At 63.4% G+C, this 26,284-nt stretch carries 24 protein-coding genes; 13 read left to right on the top strand and 11 right to left on the bottom strand.

Going from position 1 to position 26,284, the window contains the following annotated elements:
* Nucleotides 1-12: 12 nt before the first annotated feature.
* The 4 genes from M2432_RS21170 to M2432_RS21155 form a co-directional block, all read right to left on the bottom strand.
* A complete protein-coding gene (locus tag M2432_RS21170) occupies nucleotides 13-2,589 on the bottom strand; it encodes a DEAD/DEAH box helicase (protein WP_280828790.1) in 2,577 nt (858 codons plus the stop codon).
* Between the two features lie 69 nt (nucleotides 2,590-2,658).
* Nucleotides 2,659-3,027 carry an STAS/SEC14 domain-containing protein gene (locus M2432_RS21165; protein WP_280828789.1) on the bottom strand — a complete coding sequence of 123 codons (369 nt, stop codon included), beginning with the start codon at nucleotides 3,025-3,027 and terminating at the stop codon, nucleotides 2,659-2,661.
* A gap of 170 nt (nucleotides 3,028-3,197) precedes the next feature.
* On the bottom strand, nucleotides 3,198-3,815 hold the full coding sequence (locus M2432_RS21160; protein WP_280828788.1) for a hypothetical protein: 618 nt from the start codon (nucleotides 3,813-3,815) through the stop codon (nucleotides 3,198-3,200).
* 317 nt (nucleotides 3,816-4,132) lie between these two features.
* Complete coding sequence (locus M2432_RS21155) at nucleotides 4,133-5,536, bottom strand: ClC family H(+)/Cl(-) exchange transporter (protein ID WP_280828787.1); 1,404 nt, start codon at nucleotides 5,534-5,536, stop codon at nucleotides 4,133-4,135.
* A gap of 238 nt (nucleotides 5,537-5,774) precedes the next feature.
* On the opposite strand from M2432_RS21155, the gene M2432_RS21150 reads away from it, so the two are divergent.
* Nucleotides 5,775-8,948, top strand: a complete 3,174-nt coding sequence (locus M2432_RS21150; RefSeq protein WP_280828786.1) for an adenylate/guanylate cyclase domain-containing protein — start codon at nucleotides 5,775-5,777, stop codon at nucleotides 8,946-8,948.
* 130 nt (nucleotides 8,949-9,078) lie between these two features.
* Here the strand turns inward: M2432_RS21150 and M2432_RS21145 are convergent, their stop codons facing one another.
* Complete coding sequence (locus tag M2432_RS21145) at nucleotides 9,079-9,900, bottom strand: maleylpyruvate isomerase N-terminal domain-containing protein (protein ID WP_280828785.1); 822 nt, start codon at nucleotides 9,898-9,900, stop codon at nucleotides 9,079-9,081.
* Nucleotides 9,901-9,962: 62 nt separating this feature from the next.
* Here M2432_RS21145 and M2432_RS21140 point away from each other — a divergent pair, with 62 nt between their 5' ends.
* From M2432_RS21140 to M2432_RS21110, 7 genes are all read left to right on the top strand, one after another.
* Nucleotides 9,963-10,664: a PadR family transcriptional regulator gene (locus M2432_RS21140; RefSeq protein ID WP_280828822.1), complete on the top strand. Its 702-nt coding sequence runs from the start codon at nucleotides 9,963-9,965 to the stop codon at nucleotides 10,662-10,664.
* Between the two features lie 115 nt (nucleotides 10,665-10,779).
* Nucleotides 10,780-12,006: a cytochrome P450 gene (locus M2432_RS21135; protein WP_280828784.1), complete on the top strand. Its 1,227-nt coding sequence runs from the start codon at nucleotides 10,780-10,782 to the stop codon at nucleotides 12,004-12,006.
* Nucleotides 12,003-12,272 (top strand): acyl carrier protein, encoded by a 270-nt coding sequence (locus M2432_RS21130; RefSeq protein ID WP_280828783.1) that lies wholly within the window; start codon nucleotides 12,003-12,005, stop codon nucleotides 12,270-12,272. The genes M2432_RS21135 and M2432_RS21130 overlap by 4 nt, the downstream gene beginning before the upstream one ends.
* Nucleotides 12,269-13,018, top strand: a complete 750-nt coding sequence (locus M2432_RS21125) for an alpha/beta fold hydrolase (protein WP_280828782.1) — start codon at nucleotides 12,269-12,271, stop codon at nucleotides 13,016-13,018. Before M2432_RS21130 ends, M2432_RS21125 begins: the two co-directional genes overlap by 4 nt.
* Nucleotides 13,015-14,559: an AMP-binding protein gene (locus M2432_RS21120; RefSeq protein WP_280828781.1), complete on the top strand. Its 1,545-nt coding sequence runs from the start codon at nucleotides 13,015-13,017 to the stop codon at nucleotides 14,557-14,559. Before M2432_RS21125 ends, M2432_RS21120 begins: the two co-directional genes overlap by 4 nt.
* Before the next feature lie 102 nt (nucleotides 14,560-14,661).
* Nucleotides 14,662-17,832 carry an adenylate/guanylate cyclase domain-containing protein gene (locus tag M2432_RS21115; RefSeq protein ID WP_280828780.1) on the top strand — a complete coding sequence of 1,057 codons (3,171 nt, stop codon included), beginning with the start codon at nucleotides 14,662-14,664 and terminating at the stop codon, nucleotides 17,830-17,832.
* An 82-nt stretch (nucleotides 17,833-17,914) separates the two neighbouring features.
* Nucleotides 17,915-18,946 carry a fused (3R)-hydroxyacyl-ACP dehydratase subunits HadA/HadB gene (locus tag M2432_RS21110; protein ID WP_280828779.1) on the top strand — a complete coding sequence of 344 codons (1,032 nt, stop codon included), beginning with the start codon at nucleotides 17,915-17,917 and terminating at the stop codon, nucleotides 18,944-18,946.
* 11 nt (nucleotides 18,947-18,957) lie between these two features.
* Here M2432_RS21110 and M2432_RS21105 read toward each other — a convergent pair whose 3' ends face one another.
* Both M2432_RS21105 and M2432_RS21100 read right to left on the bottom strand, forming a co-directional pair.
* On the bottom strand, nucleotides 18,958-19,650 hold the full coding sequence (locus tag M2432_RS21105) for a cupin domain-containing protein (RefSeq protein WP_280828778.1): 693 nt from the start codon (nucleotides 19,648-19,650) through the stop codon (nucleotides 18,958-18,960).
* Between the two features lie 332 nt (nucleotides 19,651-19,982).
* On the bottom strand, nucleotides 19,983-20,213 hold the full coding sequence (locus M2432_RS21100; protein WP_280828777.1) for a hypothetical protein: 231 nt from the start codon (nucleotides 20,211-20,213) through the stop codon (nucleotides 19,983-19,985).
* Between the two features lie 259 nt (nucleotides 20,214-20,472).
* Here M2432_RS21100 and M2432_RS21095 point away from each other — a divergent pair, with 259 nt between their 5' ends.
* The gene (locus tag M2432_RS21095; protein WP_280828776.1) at nucleotides 20,473-20,679 is read left to right on the top strand and encodes a hypothetical protein; all 207 of its coding nucleotides are present in this window, start codon (nucleotides 20,473-20,475) and stop codon (nucleotides 20,677-20,679) included.
* Nucleotides 20,680-20,821: 142 nt separating this feature from the next.
* Here M2432_RS21095 and M2432_RS21090 read toward each other — a convergent pair whose 3' ends face one another.
* The 4 genes from M2432_RS21090 to M2432_RS21075 all read right to left on the bottom strand — a co-directional run bounded on the left by M2432_RS21090 (nucleotide 20,822) and on the right by M2432_RS21075 (nucleotide 24,110).
* Nucleotides 20,822-21,514: a response regulator transcription factor gene (locus M2432_RS21090; protein ID WP_280828775.1), complete on the bottom strand. Its 693-nt coding sequence runs from the start codon at nucleotides 21,512-21,514 to the stop codon at nucleotides 20,822-20,824.
* A gap of 272 nt (nucleotides 21,515-21,786) precedes the next feature.
* Complete coding sequence (locus M2432_RS21085; RefSeq protein WP_280828774.1) at nucleotides 21,787-21,978, bottom strand: hypothetical protein; 192 nt, start codon at nucleotides 21,976-21,978, stop codon at nucleotides 21,787-21,789.
* Between the two features lie 226 nt (nucleotides 21,979-22,204).
* A complete protein-coding gene (locus M2432_RS21080; RefSeq protein ID WP_348536328.1) occupies nucleotides 22,205-23,656 on the bottom strand; it encodes a GAF domain-containing sensor histidine kinase in 1,452 nt (483 codons plus the stop codon).
* Between the two features lie 208 nt (nucleotides 23,657-23,864).
* A complete protein-coding gene (locus M2432_RS21075; protein WP_280828772.1) occupies nucleotides 23,865-24,110 on the bottom strand; it encodes a hypothetical protein in 246 nt (81 codons plus the stop codon).
* A 280-nt stretch (nucleotides 24,111-24,390) separates the two neighbouring features.
* Between M2432_RS21075 and M2432_RS21070 the strand changes: the two genes are divergently transcribed.
* The 4 genes from M2432_RS21070 to M2432_RS21055 all read left to right on the top strand — a co-directional run bounded on the left by M2432_RS21070 (nucleotide 24,391) and on the right by M2432_RS21055 (nucleotide 26,225).
* Complete coding sequence (locus M2432_RS21070; protein ID WP_280828771.1) at nucleotides 24,391-24,615, top strand: hypothetical protein; 225 nt, start codon at nucleotides 24,391-24,393, stop codon at nucleotides 24,613-24,615.
* A gap of 92 nt (nucleotides 24,616-24,707) precedes the next feature.
* Nucleotides 24,708-24,977 carry a UBP-type zinc finger domain-containing protein gene (locus M2432_RS21065; protein ID WP_280828770.1) on the top strand — a complete coding sequence of 90 codons (270 nt, stop codon included), beginning with the start codon at nucleotides 24,708-24,710 and terminating at the stop codon, nucleotides 24,975-24,977.
* A 23-nt stretch (nucleotides 24,978-25,000) separates the two neighbouring features.
* Nucleotides 25,001-25,432 (top strand): cupin domain-containing protein, encoded by a 432-nt coding sequence (locus tag M2432_RS21060; protein ID WP_280828769.1) that lies wholly within the window; start codon nucleotides 25,001-25,003, stop codon nucleotides 25,430-25,432.
* Nucleotides 25,433-25,586: 154 nt separating this feature from the next.
* Nucleotides 25,587-26,225 (top strand): HD domain-containing protein, encoded by a 639-nt coding sequence (locus M2432_RS21055; protein WP_280828768.1) that lies wholly within the window; start codon nucleotides 25,587-25,589, stop codon nucleotides 26,223-26,225.
* Nucleotides 26,226-26,284 lie beyond the last annotated feature (59 nt).

Genomic DNA, 26,284 nt, shown 5'->3' with positions numbered 1-26,284 from the left:
GACTCGGGACGCCTAGTCCAACCGCCCGGCGTCGATCAACCGCAGCACCGCTGACCCAGCCTCATTAGAGGCCGCGAGATCCACCTCGACCTCGAACCCCCAGTCATGGTCCCCTGCCGGGTCGTCGAGGATCTGCCGTACTCGCCAGACGTCACACTGCCTGTCGAAGACCAGCATTGCCGGACCGCGGGCGTCCGCACCGATACCCATGTCGGAATGTTCGTCGAAGTAGCTGGCCCCCAATGCTTCCCAGCGTTGCGCGGTCCAACCGGAGATTCCGTCGAGCTCGCCGAGCTCGTCCCAACCCTCCGCGGCGAACAGCTCGACCCGCCTGAACAACGCGTTGCGCACCATCGCAGTGAAGGCGCGGGTGTTGGCGGTGAGCACTCGCACCGGCACCGCGACCGGAGCCTGGTGCGGCTCTGCGCCGCTGGTCAGCTCCTCCCACTCGTCCAGCAGACTCGAATCCACTTGGCGGACAAGCTCACCTAGCCATTCAACGATGTCGGTGACGTCTTCGGTGCGTGCAGCGGACGGCACGCCCGACCGCAGCGCCTTGTAGGCATCCGACAGGTAACGGAGCACCGCGCCCTCGGAGCGCGTCAACCCGTAGCCGCTGACGAACTCCCGGAATGTCATTGCGCGCTCCCACATTTCGCGCACGATCGATTTGGGGGACAAGCGGCCGTCCGCGGCCCACGGGTTGCTGCGCAGATACATCTCAAACGCGTGACTGAGCAGTTCATCAAGCGGCTTGGGATAGCTGATGTCGTCGAGCAACTCGATCCGCTCGTCGTACTCGATGCCGTCGGCCTTCATCTGCGCGACGGCTTCGCCCCTGGCCTTGTTCAACTGGGCGGCGAGAATCTGGCGCGGGTCCTCCAGCGTCGCTTCGATCACCGAAACTACATCCAGCGCATAGGTTTCGGCTTCCACGTCGAGCAGGTCGATTGCCGCCAGCGCGAACGTGGACAGCGGCTGGTTGAGCGCGAAGTCGGGTGGTAGGTCGACCGTAAGGCGATAACGCCTGCCGTCGGGAAGGGGCTCCGGCAGCCGTTCCAGTACACCGGCCTGCAGCAGTGAGCGGGCGATGCCGACCGCCTCGCGGATCAGCCTGAGCTGCTTCTTGCGCGGTTCATGGTTGTCGGTGAGTAATCGACGCATGGCCACGAACGGATCGCCGGGTCGGTCGACGACGTCGAGGATCATGGCCGTGGATACCCGCATGTTGCTGGTCAGTGCCTCTGGCGCAGCGTCGACCAGCCGGATCATGGTGGTCTCGCTCCACGGCACCATGCCTTCGGGAGCCTTGCGGCGCACCAGTTTTCGCCGCTTCTTCGGATCGTCGGCAACCTTGGCGAATTGTTTGAGGTTCTCCACCTCGTGTTCGGGTGCCTGTACGACGACGGTCCCCGCGGTGTCGTAGCCGGCGCGCCCCGCTCGGCCCGCGATCTGGTGGAACTCACGGGCGTTGAGCAGTCGAGTGCGGGTGCCGTCGTACTTCGACAGCGCCGAGAACACCACGGTGCGGATCGGCACGTTGATGCCGACGCCGAGGGTGTCGGTGCCACATATGACTTTAAGCAGGCCGGCCTGGGCGAGCTGTTCGACCAGTCGCCGGTATTTCGGCAGCATCCCGGCGTGGTGGACCCCGATGCCATGGCGGACCAGCCGCGACAGCGTCGACCCGAAAGCAGACGAAAAACGAAACGCACCAATGGTTTCGGCGATCGCCGCCTTCTCTTCCTTGGTGCTGACGTTGACGCTCATCAACGCCTGTGCGCGTTCCAGTGCTGAGGCCTGGGTGAAATGCACGACGTAGATCGGGGCCTGTTTGGTGTCGAGCAGATCCTGGATCGTCTCGTGCATCGGCGTTGTCGCGTAGGAGTAGAACAGCGGCACCGGACGCTGGGCGCCGGTGACCAGAGCTGTCGGCCGCCCGGTGCGGCGGGTGAGGTCTTCGCGCAGGAAAGTGACGTCACCGAGCGTCGCCGACATCAATAGGAACTGGGCGCGCGGCAACTCCAGCAGCGGCACTTGCCAGGCCCAGCCGCGGTCGGGGTCGCCGTAGAAGTGGAACTCGTCCATCACCACCAGGCCGATATCGGCCTGTGCGCCCTCACGCAGCGCAATGTTGGCCAGCACTTCGGCCGTGCAGGCGATGATCGGTGCAGCGGAGTTGACCGCGGCGTCGCCGGTGAGCATGCCGACGTTCACCGCGCCGAATATGTCGCACAGCGCGAAGAACTTCTCGCTGACGAGGGCTTTGATCGGCGCCGTGTAGTAGCTGCGGCCGACGCCTGTCTTGCTCCTCGCGTCCGCACCAGCCGCCAGCGTCGCATAGAGCGCTCCGGTGGCCACAAGTGACTTACCTGACCCGGTCGGTGTAGCCAGGATGACGTTGGCACCGCTGACCAACTCGATCAGCGCCTCTTCCTGTGCCGGGTACAGCACCGTGCCGTTGGCCTCGGCCCAGGCGGCGAAATCGGTGAACAGCGCGTCAGGATCCGCGCTGCGAGCGCGCAGCGCGGACAGGTCCTCTGGGTCGTCTAGGAGAGGGACTGGCGATGGGGGCGGCGGCACGGACATCGTCTACAAGCCTGCCTGACGCGCAGGAGTCGTTACTGACTGGGCTGCGGCCCCGTATTTGTTTGCGCCTTAATCGGTGCCGGTGATCCACTCGTGGGCCTGATCCACCTGGCCCGCCGGGAATTGACGAATCTGCGCTGCCACGAAATGTGAAACCAGGTGCTGGCCGACGCCGGCGACCGGAGAGTCGGTAACGACGGCGATCTTCTTCACATGTTTGTGGTGGTCGTGAACGAAGCGTAGGTGGGACACCAGCGCGTTGAAACTGTCCCACCCCGGAAAATGTGGGGCATCGATGATCAGACCGGCGAGGTCACCGCCTTGCTCGATCTTTGGATCGACTGCTTTCGTAAGCTCGGCGAAATCACTTGTTTCCAAGGGTGATTCCGGCCGTACCGTCAGGATCGAGGTGTCTGCGTCCCAGTGGAAATTAATCATGGTTGCTCCCGTGTGGTCGTGTCACTGCAGTACTCGGTCAGCCGCTGAGCAGCATAAGGTTCCCGCGCTGTGCGTGTACGCGGTTGCGGCACCAGTTAAACGATCTGGCGGCCCCATGATGGGCTACTCGCAGCTGGCAGTGGTCCAGGAGCGAAGGTCGTGCGGAGGTACTAGGTCAGATAGGTTTCGTGCCCGGTCGGGAATCCGCCACCGTTCGTTGCGATGTGAACGTGGTCGTAGTGATTGGCGGTGATCCCACCTCGGTCTGACATCCGTTTGTGCGAGTCGCCTTTGAAGTACATCTCCTGCCGGAAGATCACGTGATTCACATCGAATCGGTCCGCGTTGGCCAAGACGAACGCAACGATCTGATCGCCGAGCGCCTTACCCTCCGGAGTCGCGTAGTTCGGCAGCATCACGTCGATGGCCAAGCCATCCGGGTGCCACTTCAAAGAATCGGGCCGGACCCCGCCGATGGTAAGAATCTGCGGGAACCTGGCACTGACCGCACGCGCGGCCAGAATGGTTTCGACCTGCAACCCCCGCTCCGGCGCCACGCCGGCGGGCAATGGGTGCCGCACTTGTGGAGGAGGCACGGGGCGCGCAGCCGGTGCCGGCGGGATCATCTGCGGTGGCGCTGCGGCAACCGCCGCGCAGCACCGAGCGTGAGGCTCGATGACCGGTCGGTCGTCTGCGCCGACGAAGGCAACTGCGGTGGCAGGCACGATGATCGCAGCGACTGCTGCCGAAAGGTGGCGCCGACCCTTGGCTAACTGGTCTTTACCCATGACGACCGGACGCTACCGGCGGCTTGTCCGAACATTGGCATCGCGCGATATTCAATGCGGGGCCACCAGCAACATGATCGCAGATGGGCGCCAACCATAGTTTGACGCTGTCTGCTATTCGTCAAAACGATGCTCTACGTCTGCAGCCTTGCACAAATCAGCAGATCAAAAACAATTCCGAAGCCTTTGGCCCTCCGCTCTCTGCGGCGTGGAGCCTCCTCACAGGCACCATTGATTCAACTCATTTGCAGTGATCTGGAGCCGACTCGGCAAATTGTATGCCGTTGACCACATTTCGGGATATTGGCTGTAGAAAGTCAGGATTGACCACCATTGTCAATGGCGCGCCGGGGCTTGTACGAATTGCTAGCGGCGGCCCGTTCGGTGAGCAGGTCGTAGATCGGTCGCGATCGCAGAACGATGGCAACCAGGAGCGCGGTGGCGCATGCGCCGAGCATGGGCGGCAGTTGGTTGGTGGTGCCGGTGAGTTCGGTAGCAAGGATCAGGCCGGTGATAGGTGCCTGGACGCTGGCGCTGAAGAAGGCGGCCATTCCGATAAGTGCGAGTGCTGCGGCGTTGGGAGCCATATGCGGGGTGAGGTGGTTGGCCACCAGGCCGACGATGAGCCCGGCGTCGGCGCCCAGAACGAGCATCGGCGCGAACAGGCCGCCGGGAGTCGCTGCGGCGTATGACGCGACACCGAGAACGAACCGCAGCATCAGTGCTCCCGTGACGGTTCCGATGGCGCCCTGACCGAGGAGTGCTTGTTGGGTGAGATTATCGCCGCCGCCGGCCAGGTTCGGGGCAAGCCAGACGAGGATGCCGACGCCGGTGCCGATGACGGCGGCCCGCGCTTCGACTGGCCATCGGCTGGCGTCGGTCACCCGCAGCCCGAAAATGATTGCCTTGTTGTAGAGCACAGCGAGAATTCCGGTGACGATGCCCACCGCGAGCACCCAACCGGAGTTGGCCAGCTGGGGATTATCGAGGTGCGGTGTGTGTAGCTCGGTGCGCGAGTGGACAAATGGGTAGGCCGCCGCGAACCCGGAGGCGGATGCGACCAGGGTCGCGACCGTGGTTCGCGGGTCGAAACGTTTGACCAACTCCTCCAAAACGAACACCCCGCCCGCGATGGGAGCGTTGAACGCAGTCGCCAGGCCGGCAGCCGCCCCGCCGGCGGCCAGGATCCGTAGATCTGCTTGGGATCGGCGCGTTACCGAGGCGACGATCATCGCGATAGACCCGCCCATCTGTACCGACGGCCCCTCGCGTCCCAGGGCCAGGCCAGCGCCGATGGACAGCAGCCCACCGATGTACTTGATCGGCAGGACCCGGAACCGGTCCGGGTCGGAACGGCCCTCGACAATGGCTTCGATGCGTGGGATGCCGCTGCCCTCGGCGTTCGGTTCGACGCGCTTCACCAGTGCTGCGGCGGCCGTCGTGCATAGGGCGCAGACGGCAACGACGACAACCAGGCCCGACCAACTGTCGTGGGCCCAGGCGGACAGCGAGTCGCGCAATTCGTTTGCATGGTCCAAAAGGAGCCGAAAGCTGGCTGCGGCCAGGCCGGTCAGCGCGCCGACGATCGATGCTGCCAAGACGAACCCGACCACGCTCTCGGCGCCCTCACCGCTGTCATCGATCGGATGCGTTGTGGGCCGGTGCCACCCGGTGAACACGCTGCGCAGCCACTCGCGTGCGTAACCCTTTACGTCGCCCACGCTGTATCTCTATCGTCTCGCGTGCCGATTCCCAGTGGGTGGGCACATCTCCTGTGGTTGGTTCGAACTATCACAGTGCCAAACGCTTTCACCAGACCCGACATGGGGTCACGTAGCGCTCGCGCCGACAGGCATCCGCCTTCCCACCGTTTGGCCAGCGAATTGGTCGCCAGATCGCATGGTCACCTGAGATGCTGAAAAACGAGGAACCCCGGGGGTCGGAAGCACGGAGGTTCGGATGACCGCAGCGACCGCGTGTCGCACGTGTGGCAGAACGCCGCGCGAGGGTGCCAGATTCTGTGATGGCTGCGGTGCGCCGGTTGTGGCGCGCGACGCTCGTGCGGAGTACAAGCAGGTGACAGTGCTCTTTGCCGATGTGGTGCATTCGATGGACATCGCTGCGGTGGTGGGCGCTGAGCGGTTGCGCGAGATCATGGCGCAGTTGGTGGATCGGGCCGCTGCCGTGGTCATCCGGTACGGCGGCACGGTGAACCAGTTCACCGGTGACGGGATCATGGCGGTGTTCGGCGCCCCGGTGGCGTTGGAGGACCACGCGGTGCGCGCCTGTCTGGCGGCCCTGGGTATTCAGCAGCAGACGAAGCGGCTTGCCGTCCAAGTCCGGGAGCACGATGGCGTGGACCTCCGGCTGCGGGTGGGACTGAACTCCGGTGAGGTGATCACCGGTGAAATGGGTTCGGGACCTTTCGGTTACATCCCGGTTGGCGAGCAAGTGGGCGCGGCCCAGCGGATGGAATCGGTCGCCGAGGCAGGTGGGGTGATGCTCAGTCAGTCGACCGCACGGCTGGTTCAGGACGCGGCGACTCTTGACGAATCTGAGCTGGTGCACATCAAGGGCGCGGACGACGCTGTGACGGCCTATCGGTTGTTGGGCATGAAGGAACGCCGTTACGTCGTTGAGCACGTTGAGCCGAATCTTGTTGGCCGGCAATGGGAAATGTCGGCCGTTGAAGGTCTGCTGGCACGGGCCATCGATGGTGACGGCACGGTGGTCTGTGTGGTGGGGTCACCGGGAATCGGCAAGAGCCGGCTGGTGCGTGAGGTCGCCGCAAAGGCAACGGCCCGGGACGTGCAGGTGTTCACCGCATTCTGCGAATCACACGCCAGCGACATCGCTTTCCGCGTGGTGGCGCGGTTGCTCAGGGCCGCCCTCGAGGTGGCGGGTCTGGATGCCGCGGCCGCCCGCGCGGAAGTGCGGGCCCGGGTGCCCGATGCTGAGCCTGAGGATTTGGTGCTTGTCGATGACCTGCTGGGAATCGCTGATCCTGAGGTGCCGCTGCCCAAGATTGATCCCGATGCCCGCCGGCGGCGGTTGACCGCTCTGGTCAATGCGGCGTGGCTGTCCCGCCAAGCCCCGGCGGTCTTTGTTGTTGAGGACGTGCACTGGATCGATGCGGTCAGCGAATCCATGATCGCCGACTTCGTGGCAGTGATTAACCAGACGCGTTCGCTGATGCTGATCAGCTACCGTCCCGAGTATCAGGGCGTGTTGAGCCGGGTGCTCGGTGCGCACAGGATCGCGCTGGCGCCATTGAGTGATCCGGAGACCGCTGTACTGGTCACCGAGCTACTCGGCAGGGACCCGTCGGTCACGGGGTTGGCCACCATAATCGCCGAGCGCGCTGGGGGTAATCCGTTTTTCGCCGAGGAGATGGTGCGCGAATTGGCCGAGCGTCATGTACTGCACGGAAGCCGGGGTGCGTACATCTCGGCGGTCGGGGCGGCCGAGGTCAGTGTTCCGGCCACTGTGCAGGCGACCATTGCGGCGCGCATCGACCGGCTGGACTCAGCAGCCAAGCGGACCTTGAGAGCCGCGGCGGTCATCGGCGCTCGGTTTGATCCCAGCCTGCTCGAAACGCTGGGAGTCGACCCCCGGATCGAGGACCTTGTCGCGGCCGAACTGATCGATCAGGCAGGGGTAGCCCAAGCAGGGCAGTACGTATTCCGCCATCCGCTGATTCGCCAGGTGGCCTACGACTCCCAACTCAAATCCGATCGCTCCGAACTGCACCGGCGATTGGCCGCCGCCATCGAAGCCCGGGCCCGAAACGCGGCGGACGTTAATTCTGCACTGATCGCCGAGCATCTGGAGGCCGCCGGTGATGCGCACGCCGCCTACGGATGGCACATGCGCGCGGCAGCCTGGGCAACCAACCGCGACATCAATGCCGCAAGAGTCAGTTGGGAACGTGCCCGACGGATCGCCGACGCATTGCCCGCACGGGATCAGGGCCGGGCCCCGATGCGGATTGCGCCGCGCACCATGTTGTGCGGGATCGGCTGGCGCACACACGAAAACGTGATTGGCGACCGGTTCGAAGAATTGCGGCAGCTGTGCGGCGCGGCCGGGGACAAGGCGTCACTGGCCATCGGGACCGAGGGCTTGGTGATGGATCACGTTTTCCGGGCCCGCGTACGCGAAGCGTCGCAGTTGGCGTCGGAGGCCATGGCACTCATCGAGTCGATCGGCGATCCCACCTTGTTGGTGGCGCTGTCCACTGCCACCATCTTCGCCAAGATCGAGAACGCTGCGTGGAGTGACGCGCTGCGGTGGTCTCAGCAGGTTATCGACCTGGCAGACGGCGACCCGTACAAGGGCAATTTGATTTTCGGCTCGCCGTTGGCGATCGCCTTGGCGACCCGGGCCACCGCCGGCTATTGCCTGGGTCGCTCCGGATGGCAGGACGACCAGCAGCAGAGCCTGGCCATGGCCCGAAATGCCGACTCGACGTCCTACGCCATTGTCGTGACGTATGCCTACCTCGCGGGGATAGCTTTTGGCGTGCTCAGGCCTGACGATTCGGCGATGCGCGAGATCACGGCTGCATTGCACAAGGCCGAACGATCCGGTGATGATCTGGCGCTGGGTTTGGTCCGGGTGACGCTGGGTGTCGCGCTGGTCCAGAGCGAGGTGGCCGCCGAGCGGGACCGTGGACTGAAACTCCTGGCGAAGGTCAGGGAGATGTTCGTCCGTCAGGCACAAAACCTTGGCGAGTTACCGCTCATCGACGTCTACTCGGCGCGTGACATGGCTCGTCGTGGAGACCACAACGACGCCATCGCGCTGCTGCGTGCTGCCACCGACCAGCTGGCACACCAAGGACAGCTGCTGTCCTGGGGTGTTCCTGCGATAGGTGTTCTGGTGGAGACGCTGCTGGACCGCGGAGGCGACGGCGACGTAGCCGAGGCGGCGGGTGCGATCCAGCGATTGGCGACCGCTCAACCCGACGAGCCTCACGTGCCCCGCGACATCTGGCTGCTGCGGCTCCGGGCTCTGCTGGCACGGGCCCGCGGCGATGAGGCAACGTATGCGCAGTTGCGGGATTGCTATCGGGACATGGCGAAAGCCATTGACTTTCAAGCGCATATCGAGTGGTCCGACGTAATGCCGTGAGTGGCTATGCCGATTTGGGTCCTGGGGACAGCTGCGTGACGTGTGTCTGCCGTGTGTGAGGCGACATTGATCAGCTATTTGAGGTTTGAATCCGGGGTGAAGCCCGGGTCAGCAGGGACCGTTCCGTCGCTCAGGGGCGTTGGAAGTACGTCATCAACTTCAGTGCCCGCCACGGTCGCCGGCCACCGGCCATTCGCAGACCACGACCGATCGCGCTGAGCTGGCCGATGCGTTGGTAGAGCAACTGCGTCATGGTTGAAGCGGGGACCCGAACTATCGCATCGGGGCGGTCGGTGGGTCGGCGTTCACGCATCTCGGCCGCACCGTGATCGATTCGGAGTAGATATGGTCGCGCATCTGGAATCTCCACGGCGACACAAACTTCGACATTCGCCGGAATGTCCGCACGGAGGTACAGCGGAGCCATCTCTCGTGCGCCGCGCAGCACCAGAGCCATATCGCGTTCGGTCAACTCCCAGTTGGTGCCTGCCGTCTTCGCGATGTCTTCGCCATGGAGCAGGAATTCGCCGAGCCAGTTAGTCTGCGCGGTATTGCCGGACATCATGCCGAATCCATGGAATGGAAGCGTCGGCTGGTCGTTGGTGTTGGCGTCGAAGAAGCCTTCGAGTTCCCTTGAGAGCGTGAGGAGTTCGTCGGCAAGTTCGGGGATTGGTGCTATTGCCGCCTCGAGTTCCGACTGGTTGACGTTGGCAATGTCTGCAGGATCAACGGCGTGACGGTACTCGCCGCCGCGGGCCACTTGCTGATACCGACGCCCAAGGGTCACGACGTGGGCGACAGTCTGTTGGACCGTCCAGTGCGATCGTCTTGGTTGCAGTCTCGGGTCAGTGTCACGTACCAAGGTATCGAATCGGTTGCCCGCCAATGCAATGCGCTCCCGAAGTTCGTCGCGCGACGTGTCGACCAATGGGACGAATCCGTCATTGTCCATCTCGACTCCTTACTCCAGTTTGGAGTGATATTACTCCAAACTGGAGTAATATCAATGGGGTGATGTCACCACCAACCCCCACCTCGTTTGCAATCCTTGGCCTCCTGGGCATGCAGTCCTGGACGGCCTACGAATTGGTCGCGCAGTCGCGGCGCAGCTTGCACTGGTTCTGGCCCCGCTCGGAAGCCCACTTGTATGCCGAACTCAAGCGCATCGTCGCGCGCGGACACGCCGAAGCTGAAGTGGTAGAGGGCCGTAAGGGGCACAAACAACGCACCCGCTACACAATCACCGAGCAGGGCCGGGAGGCGCTGCAGGAGTGGCTCGGCACTGAACCCGCCCCCGTAACCCTGGAGGTCGAGGGCATGCTGCGCCTGCTGCTGGGCGACCAGGGCAACAGTGACGATCTTCGAACCGCATTACAAGCTGTTGCGCGGCAAGCGCACGAGGTTCGTGCAGCGGGGGTACCGCTCGTCGCCGACCTACTCGCGACGGGAGGGCCGTTTCCGGAGCGGCTGCACCTCATCGCCCCGCTCATTACCTTCTATGACGAGTTCAACCAGCTGATCATTCGGTGGTGCAATGACACATTGGCCGAGATCGACTCATGGCCCGACGTCCGGGACGTCGGACTGACGCCCCAGGGTCGACGGCGATTGCAGCAAATCATCGGAAACGACAAGCCCGGAGTATCGATGCGCGGACAGGTGACGCCCCCACGTAGTCATGAACGAGGACGTGCGGAGAAAAACGTCGAAATGTGAGTAGAGCACTACTCGCGCCCTTTGAACTCCACCGATTTACGTTCGAGTTCTGCAGCGTCGCAGTGGTAATTGGCCCGATGGTCGCCATCGGTCTCACGACGGCCTTGGAGGAAAAGTGACCTGCCCACTAGATGTGGCCGCATCATCGAATGCGGCGCCGCATCGGGAGTCGCTGTTGGTCAGACTCGCCGGACGCAAGGTGAACTCGATAAGCCTCAACATGGGTGGCGAGTCGATCCTGGTGTTGAACACCCCTGACTTCGCCCGGCACGTGCTGACCACGTCTGCCGTGAACTACACCAAAACCACTGCCACCCACCGTCACTTCCGTGACAACATCGCCGACGGCATCGTCACCGCGGCGGGACACGCGTGGGCCGATCAACGAGCCTTGCTGGCACCGCTGTTTCGCGACAGCAGCTACCTCAAGACCAGCGCAGTTGAATGCCTCGAACATGGGGCGGCCGTATTAGCCCGTCATGCGAAGTCCGGAGAGCCGGTCAACCTGCTGACGTTCACCGCCGAACTGACCCTGGCCATCGCAAACAAGGCGATGCTCAACCTGCCATCCGAACCGTTCGGTTCGCTGTGCAGTCGGCTGGGTCACCTTGTCAGCGAAGCGAATTCGTCATTACCACCCGAGTCGGCCGACCTCGCCGACACTCGTGCGGCGCTACTGGCCGCCATCACTGAGGCCGTCGGCCACCAGCACGCGCCCGGTCCGGTCTTGCAGGCATTGATTGGCGATCCCGCTCATGCGGACAGGACAGTCCTCGCCAACCAGATCACCACCCTGCTGATGGCAGGCTTTGAAACCACAGCTCACACGGTCAACTGGGCCTGGGTGCTGCTGATGCAGCACCCGGAGATCTATGCGCGCGTGGCGCACTCAGCCGACTTCGCCCGGGCGGTTGTGCAGGAGACCCTGCGGCTATATCCCACCGCGTGGATCATCAGCCGAGAGGCGGCTGTTGACGACCAGATCGGCGGCGTTGACATCGCCGCCGGCACCACGGTGGTGATCAGCCCATTTCTGCTGCACCGCCATCCCCAATGGTGGCCCAATCCAGACCGATTCGAGCCTGGGAGATTCGGGCTGAGGCGGCGGAGGTCGTTGCCGCACCGGTACGCCTACATCCCCTTCGGCGCGGGACCACGGTTCTGTATCGGCACCACCTATGCACTGGACGAGGCGCAGCTGATCCTGTCCCGTCTGGCCAGGCAATTCACGTTCAGGCCGGTCGCCGGCATCGACGACCTCTGCCCCGAATTCAAGTTCGTCCTTCGTCCACCGGACCCACTGCTGGTCACCGTTCACAATCGCGAGAGGTCTGTGAAATGACAAATGACATAGGGGATTTCGTCCGCACCGCAATCGCCTCGTACCTCAGGATGCCGGTCGGCGAGGTCACCGCGTCGCGTACCTTCGACGAACTCGGACTGGATTCACTTGGAGCGTTGGAGCTCATGCTGACTTGCGAGGAACGTTACGGGTTCGGTCTGAGCCTGGATGTCGGCATCGACATCGTCACCGTGGGTGATGCGATTGAGGACATCAGCCGCCGTATCGATCTGTCGGGCCAGGCCGCCGATGCACTGGTGTCATGACCGCCGGCCCAACAAGCAGGGGACTGCCGCGGCTCGTGTGCTTCCACGCTGCAGGTGGTGGCAGTGCATCGTTCGCTGCGCTGCAGCGCGCCCTGCCCGATGAAGTAAGGCTCACTTCCGTCACGCTGCCCGGCAGGGACTCTCGGGCTGCCGAGCAGCGGATTGTCGATGTCGATGAGTGTGTGCGGCTGCTGAGCGGCGAGTTGTGCGATGTTCTGGCTGAGCCACATGTCCTGCTGGGCCACAGTATGGGCGCCGTCGTGGCATATACCCTTGCCCGCCAACGCCTCTCGGAGGGTTTGTCGGTCCCTGAAGCGATGGTGGTGGCCGCGTGCCAGCCACCGCATCTGGGTGGGACAGCCGAAGGGATCGAGCAAATCGACGACGCCCAGCTGGCCCGCGAACTGGTGCGGCATGGCGGCATACCCGCCAAAGTGCTCAGCAAACCTGAGTGGGTTCGGTTGCTGGTGTCGGTAATTCGCGACGACTTACGTATCCAGTCCTCGTTCGGTGCCCGTGAAGTAATACCGGTGCCCTGCCGTCTACACATCTTCGGCGGGCTTGGCGACCAACTGGTACCACCGGACGTGATGACGCAGTGGTCGAGGTATTCGCAAGAGCCGCAAACACTTCAGATGTTCGAGGGCGGGCATTTCCTGTTCCGCCGCCCTGCGGCCACGCTGGTGACGGCGATCGTTGACGTACTGCATGAGCACGACTCGATGAAAGAGGTGAAGGCATCGTGAGCCTGTTGACCGAGCAAATGTTTGTCGCTGCATCGACGTCGCGACACGGACTGCGCTGCGGGCCCGCAAGGAACCTGATCCAGTGGAGTTGGAGCGATATTCACGCTCAGGCACGAACCATCGCCGGGGGATTGGCGCGCCGGGGCGTGGAAACAGGATCATCGGTGGCGGTCTTGGCAGGGGACGGCGGTGACGTGGCCGCATTGACGCAGGCGGCATGGATGCGTCGAGCCGGTGTGACCATGCTGCAGCAACCAACACCGCGCACCGATCTCGAAGCGTGGGTGGCCGATACCGTGCGCGCTGCCCGCACTGTGCAGGCCGATCTGTTGGTGCTCGGGGAGCCGTTCCTGTCCATGGTCGGCCACAGCGGTTTCGCGGCACTTTCGATCGCCACGGTCAACGAGTTGAGGACGGCGACTGCGGTGGCGCCAGATGATGCCGAGGAATCTGATATTGCATTGCGCCAGTTGACATCTGGTTCGACTGGTACTCCGAAGGCGATCGAGATCACGCACGGCAACTTTGCGGCTAACACCAGGGCCATGGTCGACGGTGTGGACCTCGACGCGGATCGCGACTCCATGGCGAGTTGGCTTCCGCTATCGCACGACATGGGCATGGTGGCGCTGCTGTGTCTCCCGATGCAGCTGGGAATGCAGGCACTTGTGGTGCGTCCCGAGGAATTCCTGACTCGGCCAATCGTGTGGGCTGAGCTGATCAGCGAGCACAGAGCCACTCTCACCTCTGGACCCAACTTTGGTTACGCGATTCTGGCCCGAGTGCTCGCTCGCGCCCAAGCCCGCTCGATCGACTTGTCGCGGCTGCGAGTGGCCATCAACGGGGCAGAGCCGATCGACCATCGCGATATCGACCGGTTCGTTTCTGCAGGAGCGCCATTCGGCTTGCGGCCGACCGCACCTACCCCGGCCTACGGCTTGGCCGAGGCAACGCTGATGGCGTCAACCAGCGCATGGGACCAAGCGGCGGTGGCAGACGCCGCTGGTGCGGTGTGCCTAGGGCTGCCCGCAACGGGTCTGCAACTGAGAATCGGGGTCGGCGGGGCCATCCACATTCGGGGCCCGCAGGTGGCCGGGCGCTATCTGACCCAGTCCGGGCCGTCGCCGATGGCCGGCCCCGACGGATGGTTCGATACCGGCGATATCGGTTACCTCGACGAATCCGGCCTGCTCTATGTCTGCGGCCGGACCAAAGACGTCATCATTGTTGCCGGACGAAACATATACCCCACCGACATTGAACGGGCTGCCGCCGACGTCGACGGCGTGCGTCGAGGGTGCGTCGCCGCAGTGCGAATGGACGCCGGTGCAGAAAGAGAAGGTTTCGCCGTTCTGGCTGAAGTGCGCTCACCGGACGCACACCGGCAACCGGCGATCACTCGCGAGATCGTGGCCCGAGTCAACAGCCGAGTCGGTCACCCTCCATGCCACGTGCGGTTACTTCCGCCCGGTGCGTTGCCCAAAACTGCGTCGGGCAAACTCCGGCGCAGCGACGCGCTGAAGTTACTGGAGACATTCTGAACGTTTGCTGTGGATGTTGGCGTTAATGAGGCGCCACGGAGAGGTCTCGAGTCCTATTCTGTAGCCCTAGCAACTCTGGGGGCCGAAAGCGCGGAGGGTCGGATGACCGCAGCGACCGCGTGTCGCACGTGTGGCACCTCGCCGCGCGAGGGTGCGAAGTTCTGCGACGGCTGCGGCACGCCGGTCGTGGCGCGCGATGCTCGTGCGGAGTACAAGCAGGTAACGGTGTTCTTCGCCGATGTGGTGCATTCGATGGACATTGCCGCTGCGGTCGGGGCGGAGCGCCTCCGAGAGATCATGACCGATCTCGCAGGACGTTGCGCGGCAGTGGTACGCCGGTACGGCGGCACGGTCGACAAGTTCACCGGTGACGGGATCATGGCGGTGTTCGGCGCGCCCGCCGCGTTGGAGGATCACGCCATTCGGGCGTGTCTGGCGGCCCTGGACGTCCAGACGGAAGCGAAGCGACTTGCCGTCCAGGTCCAAGAGCGCGATGGTGTGGACCTCCGGCTGCGGGTGGGACTCAACTCCGGGCAGGTGATCGTCGGCGAAATCGGTTCGGGTGCACTGGGCTATACCGCAGTTGGTGAGCAAGTCGGGATGGCGCAACGGATGGAGTCGGTCGCCGAGCCGGGCGGAGTGATGCTCAGTGAGTCAACCGCACGGCTGGTTGAGGGCGCCGCGAATCTCGGATCGTCAGAAGAGGTTCGAATCAAGGGCCTAGATGAGACCGTGACGGGCCATCGGCTGTTCGGCATGACCGATGGGCGTCGCGGTGCCGGGCGTGCCGAGTCGAATCTGGTCGGCCGCCGCTGGGAGATGTCGGCCGTTGAAGGTCTGTTGGAGCGGGCCATCGACGGCGACGGCGCGATGGTCGGAATTGTCGGATCACCAGGCATCGGCAAGAGCCGTCTGGTGCGTGAGGTCGCTACAAAGGCAACGGACCGGGGCGTGCAGGTGTTCACCGTGTTCTGCTCGTCGCACGCCAGCGACATCGCCTTCCGCGTGGTGGCGCGGTTGCTGCGGGCCGCGTTCGGGGTGACGGATATGGACGCTGCGGCCGCCCGCGAGCTGGTGCTGACCCGGGTGCCCGACGCTGAACCAGAGGACGTGCTGCTTTTCAACGATCTGCTGGGCATTGCCGATCCCGAGGCGGTGCTGCCCAAGATCGATCCGGACGCGCGCCGACGCCGGTTGACGGCTCTGGTCAATGCGGTGTCGCTGGCCCGCGAATTCCCGGCGGTTTACGTCGTCGAGGACGTGCACTGGATCGACGAGGTCAGCGAATCCATGATCGCCGACTTCGTGGCAGTGATTAACCAGACGCCCTCGTTGTTGCTGATCAGCTACCGTCCCGAATATCAGGGCGTGTTGAGCCGGGTGCCCGGAGCGCACACCATCGCGCTGGCGCCACTGAGTGACCCCGAGACAGAAGCACTAGTTAATGACCTGTTGGGGCACGACTCCTCGGTCACAGGGTTGGCCACCAGGATCGCCGACCGGGCTGCCGGTAACCCGTTCTTCGCTGAAGAGATGGTGCAAGAACTCGCCGAGCGCGGTGTGCTGCGGGGCAGCCGGGGCGCCTACACCTCGGCCGTCGAGGCTGCCGAGGTCAGCGTCCCGGCCACCGTGCAGGCGACTATCGCGGCGCGCATCGATCGGCTCAACGTGGAGGCCAAACAGACCTTGAATGCCGCCGCGGTCATCGGTTCACGGCTCGACGCGAGCCTGCTTCAGGACCTGGGCATTGAGCCCCGGATCACCGATCTTGTGGCGGCCGAGCTTGTTGATGAGGTCAGCGTGCCGACCGGACAGCGATATGTGTTTCACCATCCGCTGATTCGCACGGTCGCTTACGACACGCAGCTGAAATCCGATCGCGCCGAGCTGCACCGGCGACTGGCCGCGCTCATCGAGGCCCGCGCGGCCTCTAGTGAGGAGAATGCTGCACTGATCGCCGAGCACCTGGAGGCCGCCGGTGATGTGCATGCCGCATACGAGTGGCATGTGCGAGCCGGAGTCTGGGCGACCAACCGGGACATCAATGCGGCGCGAGTGAGCTGGGAGCGTGTCCGAAGGATCGCCGACGCGTTGCCCGCTGACGATCAACAGCGGGCAGCCATGCGTATTGCGCCACGAACCATGTTGTGCGGTATCGCTTGGCGCACACACGAAAGCGTGGCCGGCACCCGTTTTGATGAACTGCGCGAGCTCTGTACCGCGGCCGGGGACAACACAGCGCTCGCGATCGGCATGGTCGGGCTGGTGATGGACCTGACCTTCCAGGCTCATGTCCGCGAGGCGTCGCAGCTGGCGTCTGAAGCCATGGACATCATCGAGTCGGTGGGCGAGCCGACCTTGACGGTGGCGCTGTCCTTTGCGGCCGCCCACGCCAAGACCGAGAGCGGAGGGTGGCCTGACGTCCTGAAGTGGTCGCAAAAAGCTATCGAACTGGCTGATGGCGATCCGTCCATGGGCAACCTGATATTCGGGTCACCATTGGCGCTCAGTTTTGCCCAGCAAGGTCTTGCCCGTTACTGGCTCGGTCGACCCGGATGGTCAGACGACCTGCGGTCCGGGCTGGCCATAGCCCGCAGCGCTGACCCCACGTCCTACGCCACCGTCGTGACCTACGCCTACATCACGGGGATACCGCATGGGGTACTGGTGCCCGACGATCACGCCATGCGTGAGATCGAAGATGCCCTGAAGATCTCTGAACGATCCGGTGACGACCTCGCATTGGCCCTCGCTCGGATGACGGTGGCTCTTGCACTGGTGCACCGCCCAACGGATGCCGAGCACGAGCGTGGACACCAAATCCTCGCCGAGATCAGCGAGATGCTCCAACGCCAGGCTTACCTTCTGGGCGACTTGCCGATGGTCAACGTGTATTTGGGACGCGAGAGAGCTCGGTTTACGGACCGCGACGACGCCGTCGCGTTGATGCGGACGGCCGTCGACCAACTGGCACACCAAGGCCAGCTGCTGGGATGGGGTGTTCCTGCGACAGGGGTGTTCGTGGAGGCACTCCTCGATCGCGGGGACGACGGCGACTTGGCTGAAGCCGAGGCCGCGATCGACCGGTTGGCGAACGTCCCAGTCGACGAGGAGCTGGTGCTACGAGAAATCTGGCTGTTGCGGTTGCGTGCGCTGCTGGCACAGGCTCACGGAGACACCGCAAATTTTGCGCAGTTATGGGATTCGTACCGCAACAAAGCGAAAGCTCTCGGCTTTCAGGGGCACCTGGAGTGGGCTGCGACGGTGGGCTGACTGCTGGCGGTTCCGTCAGACCATGCATGTCAGCGCATCCTGACCAGACTACGATCACCTCATTACTGAGGTGAGAGAGTTTATGACAACGGAAACGGATGCCCCCGCGCTCCAAGAGCGGGTTGGCCATTACTACAAGGCGGACCGCGTCTACCGGGTCGGCCGCGAGAAGGTTCGCGAGTACGCCCGGGCGGTGCAGGACTACCACCCTGCACACTGGGACGAAGATGCCGCGGCCGCGTTGGGCTACTCGGGTCTCATTGCTCCGTTGACGTTCACCGCCACAATGGCCATGGCAGCCAATCAGAAGCTGCTGCAAGAGGTAGTGGTCGGATACGAGACCTTTGTGCAGACCGAGGAGGTCTTTGAGCAGCACCGGCCGATCGTGGTCGGCGACGAGCTTGTGACCGACGTCGAGTTGTCAGCGGTTCGGCGGGTCGCCGGCCGGGACATGATCACGATCACCAACACACTCACAGATGCCGCGGGCGAGACCGTGCACACCATGCACACCACCGTTGTCGGTATCACTGCGGACGAGGTCGATCCTGCCATCGCCGACGCCGTGCGGAAAGTTGTGGTGCACGACGTGGACGTCCTCTCGGTCGAAGCAGCCGCGAGCGATTACGTCAAGACGGTTCGCCCCGAAGGCCGACGACGGATCGCTGACGGCGGCCGGACCCGTATCCCGGGCTCGATGAACTTCGACAGCCTGTCGATCGGCGCTAAGCTGCCGGAGCGCGACATATTGGTCGCTCGCGGTGACCTCGTCAACTACGCGGGCGTCGCCGGCGACGCAAACCCGATTCACTGGGACGAAACCATCGCCAAGCTCGCGGGCCTGCCCGATGTGATTGCCCATGGCATGCTCGTGCTGGGTCTGGGCGCCGGGTTCGTCTCTTCGTGGTCGGGCGACCCCGGGGCGGTCTCGAAGTACACGGTGCGTTTTTCTGCGCCGGCGATCGTGCCGGCCACCGAGCGTGCCGATATCGAGTTCGGCGGGCGCATCAAGTCGCTTGATGCCGAGACCCGCGAGGGAACGGTCATCGTTACCGCGAAATCCGCAGGCAAGAAGATTTTCGGAATGGGCACCATGAATCTCCGCTTCGCGTAGCAGGTTTCGGGTCAGCTGGTCGGTCGCTTGATGATCGTCAACGACTGATCAGCTTTTTTGAACTTGGTGAAAGTGTCTGGGGGAACACCGAATACGACACCGAGCACATCGGCCGGCAGCTTGGTGATGGATGCGCCGATGCCGATGTCGTCTTTGCCTTCCTCGGTGCTGGCGTTGAACACGATCAACAGGTTGAGGTCGGTGTTGCCCTTGTTCTCGAAGTAGTGCAGCGAGCCCTGAGGGGCGAAGACGACGTCTCCGACGTGGGCCTCGAAGTGTTCCGAGTGCCCGAGCGGGTCGAGTAGGGTCCACGTTGCCACGCCGGCGGTGATGACGTTGATCTCCCAGGCACTGGGGTGCCAGTGTGGTTCGCGGATGCCGCCGGGTTGCAGCGTCACCATCACGACGCTGGCCTCCTGGCCCATCAGAATCGGCCAATTGCCTTCGTACGCTTGGCGAAGTGAGCCGCCCTGGAACTCGGTGGGTGCCAGCGCACCCAAGTGGAACATGTGCGGCTGTGCGGTATTGAGTTCGGCGGGGATGCGGGGATTGCCGAACCGGGCTGCGTCTTCGGTCATGTTCTTTTCCTGGATGTCGTCGCGAGGTGGGGGGGATGAGAATGCGCGGTCGGCGCCGGTACCGGCGATGGCCGCCACTCCCGCCACCCCTGCTCCGCTGAGCATCGTTCGTCGGTTGATAATCATGCGATCACGATATGACCGTGGATCTGCCGAGTGCATGGGCAAAAGCCCGATTTTCCAGCTAGCAGTAACAACAAACGGCTGTCAGCGGTAGCGTGACCAGTCTCAGATTTCCAATGGCTATGTGATCGAATTATCAAATAGGACAGTCACTTACGTTGAACGCTGGATCGCTCGAGATGAATGCACGTCTGGCCGTCTGTGATTGGCGCCAGATGTTCCGTCGAATCGGTGGGGCTCTGTCGCACCAACTAGATGCACCGATAGCGCGTTGGTCCGCGAGATCGTGAAAGGTGATGCTCGCCAACGGGGTTGATCGGCCTGCAGGTTCGAAATCAGTGTTGAAATATCAGAGCGCCGGCATTCCCGCCGAACGGCTCCTGCATCTGTGCTGCCTCCCGAGCGGCAGCACCAGGGGTCGCCACGATCTGTGCGTTGTCGGTGGTCTGTGTGACCTGTGAATCGGTGGCGAATGTCGCCGCGCCGGCCACCGGCGCGGCCACGAAGGCTGCCAAAGCGGCTGCCGCGGCGATTAACGGGACGATCCGACGTGGGGTGGTATGCATTGCACTGCCTCAACTTTCGGTGCTCTGACGAAGGTTCTGATGCCGGTTTTCGGCTACCTCCAGGATCGCCCAGGCCAGAGATGCTGTCGTCATGGTTGCCCACCACATGGCGCTTCCGGCTAACTGGAAGGTCCGGACCTACCCCCCTGCTAGCCGGTAGGGCAGAACGGGGGCCTGCCATAGCGACAAAGCTCCTGGTCAAAGCCGACGATGGAATCACCCAGCAACTGGACCACCAAGCCAACAAGGAGAACCGATCGTGAAGCACCCCATGAAGTACGCCGCCCCATTGATGGCCGCCGCCGCGATCGGCGGAGCCGTCCTACTGGCCCCGATCGCCAGCGCCGACACGAGCCCACTGGTACCCAACGGCACCAATCCGCATGTGCCTTACGTGCTCGGGTACTTCGTGTCCAACCAAGATGAACTTAACCAGACGGCCGGCGGTTTCGACACGCCCTTCTGAGTCCCCGTCCACGATCGGCCAGGCCTACGGCTCGTCAGTGTTGCTTCCTACCAACGGTTTCCATCTGAGAAGCCGGGCGTGGCGAGCAGCGGGCGAGAGGTTGGGCCGATCGTCATGCTGAGCCCGCGGCGCGGATGCCTGATCAGTTGGTGGTGGCGTCCAGGAACCTGATGACCGCCAGCACGCGTCGGTGCGCGTCATTGGTCTCGGGCAGGTCAAGTTTGGACAGGATGCTGCGCACGTGCTTTTCGACGGTTCCCTCGGTCACCCAGATCTTGTGGGCGATGCCAAGATTCGACAGGCCTTGCGCCATCAAAGCCAGGACATCGTGCTCGCGCGCTGTCAGTGTGGCCAGGGGATCGTTGCGTCGTCGCGCCGCTACCAGCTCTTGAACCAACGCCGGATCGACCACAGAGGCACCGCCCGCGACGCGTCGGAGAGTGTCGATGAAGTCGGCGACATCGGTGATTCGGCTTTTGAGCAGAAATCCGGTTCGCTCACCACTGGCGAGCAGTTCCATGGCAGCATCCACGTCGATCTCCGCCGACAGCAGCATTATTGCGGTGTCCGGCAGTTCATCACGAATGGTCCGCGCCGCGTCTAACCCTTCGTTGGTGTGAGTGGGTGGCATGCGGATATCGGTCAGAACCAGTTCCGGTGTCTTGTCCCGGACCAGCTTGAGAAGCTCAGCTGCGTCGGCAGCTTGGCCGACCACATCGAAACCGGATTGTTCCAGCAGACTGACCAGACCGCTGCGTAGTAGTACGTCGTCTTCGGCCATCACGACGCGTACAACCCCATGACCGGTCGCCGCGTCTCCCGTGTTCAGAACCATCCGTGCTTCGTCCCGTAGCCCACTGAGGCAGCCATGTGCTGTGAGCCTAATCTCACCGGGTTCACCTTACCGCCAAAACGGGCATTAGCTGGGGCTACGGGTGTGTCGCGGCGTTGTCGCCCGTTGCGGGATCGCCTCTTTTGCGCAGGCGGCAGAATTCCCGCCTGCTGACCTGGTGCATCCCAAATAGATTGTGGCGGTGAGGTTGTCGTCAACCTCACCGCCACACCAGCGATTCGTGGCCCCGCCACCCGGTGGCCCGTGGCTCAGGATCAGAACGCCTCGTCGATCTGGCCGGCAGGCGAGTTGTCGATGTGGTAGCCGGTTTCGTACTGGCTGTAGGGATTAGTTCCGAATGACACTGTTGGGTCGGTGTCGGCGCTGGCGATCGGGGCCAGTAGGACGGCTCCGCCGATCGCGGCGGCGGCCATCAATGGGGCGGCGTACTTCATGGGGTGCTTCACGATCGGTTCTCCTTGTTGGCTTGGTGGTCCAGTTGCTGGGTGATTCCATCGTCGGCTTTGACCAGGAGCTTTGTCGCTATGGCAGGCCCCCGTTCTGCTCTACCTGCTAGCAGGAATAAGAGCGTGTGGGCAGCTGGATATAGCAGTTAGTTCCTGCGGTTACCAAGATGTTTGGACTGCCGTTGCAGTGGTGCGGTCGACAGACACCGACTCGGAAACAACGGGTTCAGCTGGCCACTGGAAAAGGAATCTCCGCGCTGAGGGTGGTGCCCAGTTTCGCCGCGCTGCTGACGCGCAGATGTCCGCCCAGCGCCTCGACCCGGTCCTTCAAGCCCACCAATCCGGACCCGCCGTTGAGGTTGGCGCCGCCGATGCCGTCGTCGGATACCGACAGCCGTACCGCCGAATCGTCGGCATCAGCGCTGACCGTCACCAGGGACGCATTGGCATGTTTGGCGGCGTTCGTCAGTGCTTCGGCCACGACGTAGTAGGCGGCCACCTCAACCGACTCTGGCAGTCGCCGCTGGACGTTGATGGTCAAGCCGACCGGCATGGCCGCGCGGCGGCCGAGCGCCCGCAATGCGGGCCGCAGCCCACCCGAGGACAACACCGACGGGTGGATGCCATGTGAAATCTGGCGCAGTTCTTCACTGGCTGCGGTCAGACCGTCGCCGATCTTGGAGATTTGAAGGGTCACGGCGTCGGTGGGCAGCAGCGTGGCCTGCAACGTACGGAGCTGCAGGCCCAGCGCGACCAGTCGCTGCTGGGCACCGTCGTGTAGGTCGCGTTCGATGCGGCGCCGGGCCTCGTCGCCTGCCTCTACGATTCGGGCGCGGGAGGCCATCAGCTCGCGGCGGGCTTCGGCATTGGCGATCGCCATCCCGACCAACTCGGCGAAGTCAGCGAGGCGGCCCTCGGTATTGGACGGTAGGGGCGCGGACAGCGTCGACCCGACAATTACGGCACCCCACAGCCGGCCGTCGACGACAATCGGAGCGCCGACCCCGCAGTGCAGTCCGAGGTCGTGGATCAATGACGCGGCCGAACCAGCGGCGTGCTCATGGCTGTCCATCCGCGCCGTACCGCCCGTTCGTAGCACCATGGCCGCGACGTTGTCACCTTCCAGTGACAACCGGGCGCCGACTGGCATCTTACTGATGCCCGGATCACTGTGGGCGGCAACGAGTTCCGCTGAATTGTTATCGAGATACCGGAACAGAGCGGCGTTGCCGGTGCCGAGGGTGTTGGCCACTTCATCGACGACAGCGGTGAGCACCTCTGACGGCGAGACACCGCGGGCCACCAGCGTGGCGACCCTGCGCAGCGCGGCCTGTCGATCGGCCAACTCACTGATCCTTACCGCGGCGCGGCGTGCCTCGGCGGCGCGTTCCCTGGCTTGGCCGGCGAGCACGGTCGCCAGCAGTGCGATCGGCAAGAAGACAGCCAAGGCAATGGCGTCGTGTGGCGCCAGCGGCATGCCTGTGCGGTCAGAAGTTACGTGCATGTACAGGTAGACCGCCGTGCTGGCCAGCGTGGTCGCCACCGCCAGCCCCGACCTCCAACCTGCTGAGATGATCAGCACGCCGAGCAGGAACACGGCGCCAAAAACCATGTCGTGCGAGACACCTTCGAGCAGTGTCACGACTACCGCTTCGAGGGCGATGATGATCGCAGCCACCGTGACACCCAGCCAGACCGGCGGGCTGGGACGTGCAAGCCACCGTCCCAATCGTGGATGTGGGGACTCGTCGGTCGGTTCAGTTAACTCGTTATCCGGCGTCATTTTGTGCTGACCTCGCTCCTACGGTGCTGCGAACTGCAATTCTGCTATCAATTCGGAGCCTTCGGCAATGCACATGCCGAGCAAGCGCCGATCAAAGGGGCCGTCAGCGGTGACCGCCGTGGGCGCCTCCGGAGGCGCCCAAGCCGTCAACGGAACCAACGCCACCTCCGGCAGCGCTGACCGTGCCGCCACCGCCGGTCAGAAACGCCGCGCCGCCATAGGGGTAGAACTGAACCGCGGGCGGGGAGTCATTGATCTGGACATTGCCGGGGGACTGGCACACCGTGCCCGTGCCGCTGGCGGCACACGAATTCGTCGAGGCCGCCGAAATCGGTGCTGTCGCAACCATGAAAGCGGCCGCTCCAACGCCTAAAAGTGTTGTGGCATATATGGATTTGCTCCACATCGCGGTGCTCCTCGGGTGGTGTTGGGCAGGTACTTTCCAGGGTGCTGTGCGTCCTTCGCTGCTGTCGACACCGTTGACACCCGTATGTCTTCCCTGCTGCCCGGCAGGTGTATCTTCCCGGTAGCAGGGGTCCCGCAGGGGTGCCTGCGGTGCAGACACTTGTGTGTGGGTGACCGATTGTTGAATTGGCACAGCCACATACGACGTGAAGGGAAACCTCACCATGCGAGCCAAGACCAAATGCGTCGCAATGTTGCTGGCGACCATGTCGACTATCGCCGCGCCAATGGCTGCCACTGCCGCCGCGGCGAGCGGCCAATCGCAGGATCAGCAGTCCTGCGTGACCATGGGAGCCGGCCAGAGCCAGTGCGAGAGTCCCGGCAACGCCCAAATCAACGACGCGCCACCGCCGGTCGACTACTTTCCGTATGCCGGCGGAGCAACTTAACTACCCGCTCAAGCGCGGCGCCACAGCGTCGATGGTGGCGCGGGATGCCATGGCCGTGTCAACATCGGCTTACCCAGTCGTAGGAGGTCGCCGTGGCGAAACCTGATGCTCCAGACCCGCATCTGGCGGACATCCGTCCGGTCACACCGCAGTCCAAACTCGGCTGCCAGGAGTGCATCGAACTCGGCACCGTCTGGCTGCACCTGCGGCTGTGTCTGACTTGCGGACACGTCGGCTGCTGCGACTCATCACCGATGAAACACGCCAGTGCCCATGCCAAGTCGTGCAAACATCCCATCGTGCAGTCCTACGAACGGGGTGAATCGTGGCGCTGGTGCTACGTGCACAAGAACTACGTCTGACGACATCGTCATAGCCTGGTTGCATGGCCATCGACTATGCGCCGCAGAGCGACAATCGGCGACAGATATTCGACGTATTCGAGGAGATGCGCGAGCTCCCCGAAACCTCCGAATCCATGCTGACCGATGTCTACTTCAGCGACTTCCCTGAGGCCAGCAGTCGGATCTTCCGTATCTACCGGACATTACCGTTGCACTACCACAACGACTGCGATGAGTTTCTGTATGTCATCAGCGGCGAAGGCATATTCCACCTCAGCGGTGACGAATCCACCGCACGGCCGGGAACGTTTCTGTGGTTCGCCCGCCGGCAGGTTCACGGATTTCCACAGATCACCACACATCCGTTCGTGGTGCTGTCGGTCGACGTTCCGCGCCGACGTCCCGACGACATCGTGTTCGTCAACCCTGACGACGGCGACGCCAAACAGTTCATGGCCCGGAACAACCTCTAGCCGCGCCAAGCGCGGCGCTACCTGCCCCGAAGCGCCGCATTACCGATCATGTCTGGATTTATGGACTGATTGTCGCTTTCTCCACTGCCTGCTTGTGGGCCTTGGCGGCCAGAGTGGAACTTGTCCACTTAAGCCCTACACAGGAGGCACCCCGATGGCTGAAGTTATTGCCGGAGTGACAATTCCGGATACCGAACTGGTTCGAGAAGCGACTGCGATCGTCCGTAAGGCCGCCGACGACACGATCTACAACCATTCCCGCCGAGTCTATCTGTGGGGTTCGTTGAAGGCCGCCGCGCGCGGGCTCGACGTGGACCCGGAATTGGCCTATGTCGGCGGGATGTTCCACGATCTCGGTCTGACCTCGGTGTACCGCACCACCGGCCAGCGATTCGAAATCGATGGTGCCGATGCGGCACGAAACCTGTTGTTGGACTATGGTCGTTCGGAACAGGAGGCCACCAACGTCTGGCTGTCGATCGCGCTGCACACCACGCCAGAGGTCCCGCACCATCTTGCGCCGGAGGTCGCGGTGGTGAGCCTGGGAGTCGAATCCGACGTCCTGGGTTTCGATCTGGCCGAGATCACCGAGCAGCAGCGTGCGGAGGTCGTGGCGGCACATCCGCGGCCGGACTTCAAGAAGCGCATCTTGCAGGCGTTCTACGACGGCATGGCAGATCGGCCGGAGACGACGTTCGGGACTATGAACGCCGACGTGCTGGCGCACTTCGATCCGTCGTTCAAACGGGCGAATTTCGTTGACCTCATCCAGAACAATGCCTGGCCCGAATGACCGCGCAGCGTTACGCGGCGGATGCTTGCCGGGCACCCTCGGATTGGTTGTAGCTGCCG

This window comes from Mycobacterium sp. OTB74, assembly GCF_029892685.1.
Lineage (GTDB): Bacteria > Actinomycetota > Actinomycetes > Mycobacteriales > Mycobacteriaceae > Mycobacterium.
The sequence above is the reverse complement of the archived record's forward strand: the minus strand, read 5'-3'. Positions and strand labels throughout refer to the sequence as shown.

Coding starts and splice junctions, on each gene's coding strand:
- M2432_RS21170 (WP_280828790.1), bottom strand. CDS start 2,589: ATGTCCGTGCCGCCGCCCCCATCGCCAGTCCCTCTCCTAGACGACCCA.
- M2432_RS21165 (WP_280828789.1), bottom strand. CDS start 3,027: ATGATTAATTTCCACTGGGACGCAGACACCTCGATCCTGACGGTACGG.
- M2432_RS21160 (WP_280828788.1), bottom strand. CDS start 3,815: ATGGGTAAAGACCAGTTAGCCAAGGGTCGGCGCCACCTTTCGGCAGCA.
- M2432_RS21150 (WP_280828786.1), top strand. CDS start 5,775: ATGACCGCAGCGACCGCGTGTCGCACGTGTGGCAGAACGCCGCGCGAG.
- M2432_RS21145 (WP_280828785.1), bottom strand. CDS start 9,900: ATGGACAATGACGGATTCGTCCCATTGGTCGACACGTCGCGCGACGAA.
- M2432_RS21140 (WP_280828822.1), top strand. CDS start 9,963: ATGTCACCACCAACCCCCACCTCGTTTGCAATCCTTGGCCTCCTGGGC.
- M2432_RS21130 (WP_280828783.1), top strand. CDS start 12,003: ATGACAAATGACATAGGGGATTTCGTCCGCACCGCAATCGCCTCGTAC.
- M2432_RS21125 (WP_280828782.1), top strand. CDS start 12,269: ATGACCGCCGGCCCAACAAGCAGGGGACTGCCGCGGCTCGTGTGCTTC.
- M2432_RS21115 (WP_280828780.1), top strand. CDS start 14,662: ATGACCGCAGCGACCGCGTGTCGCACGTGTGGCACCTCGCCGCGCGAG.
- M2432_RS21110 (WP_280828779.1), top strand. CDS start 17,915: ATGACAACGGAAACGGATGCCCCCGCGCTCCAAGAGCGGGTTGGCCAT.
- M2432_RS21105 (WP_280828778.1), bottom strand. CDS start 19,650: ATGATTATCAACCGACGAACGATGCTCAGCGGAGCAGGGGTGGCGGGA.
- M2432_RS21100 (WP_280828777.1), bottom strand. CDS start 20,213: ATGCATACCACCCCACGTCGGATCGTCCCGTTAATCGCCGCGGCAGCC.
- M2432_RS21090 (WP_280828775.1), bottom strand. CDS start 21,514: ATGGTTCTGAACACGGGAGACGCGGCGACCGGTCATGGGGTTGTACGC.
- M2432_RS21075 (WP_280828772.1), bottom strand. CDS start 24,110: ATGGTTGCGACAGCACCGATTTCGGCGGCCTCGACGAATTCGTGTGCC.
- M2432_RS21070 (WP_280828771.1), top strand. CDS start 24,391: ATGCGAGCCAAGACCAAATGCGTCGCAATGTTGCTGGCGACCATGTCG.
- M2432_RS21060 (WP_280828769.1), top strand. CDS start 25,001: ATGGCCATCGACTATGCGCCGCAGAGCGACAATCGGCGACAGATATTC.
- M2432_RS21055 (WP_280828768.1), top strand. CDS start 25,587: ATGGCTGAAGTTATTGCCGGAGTGACAATTCCGGATACCGAACTGGTT.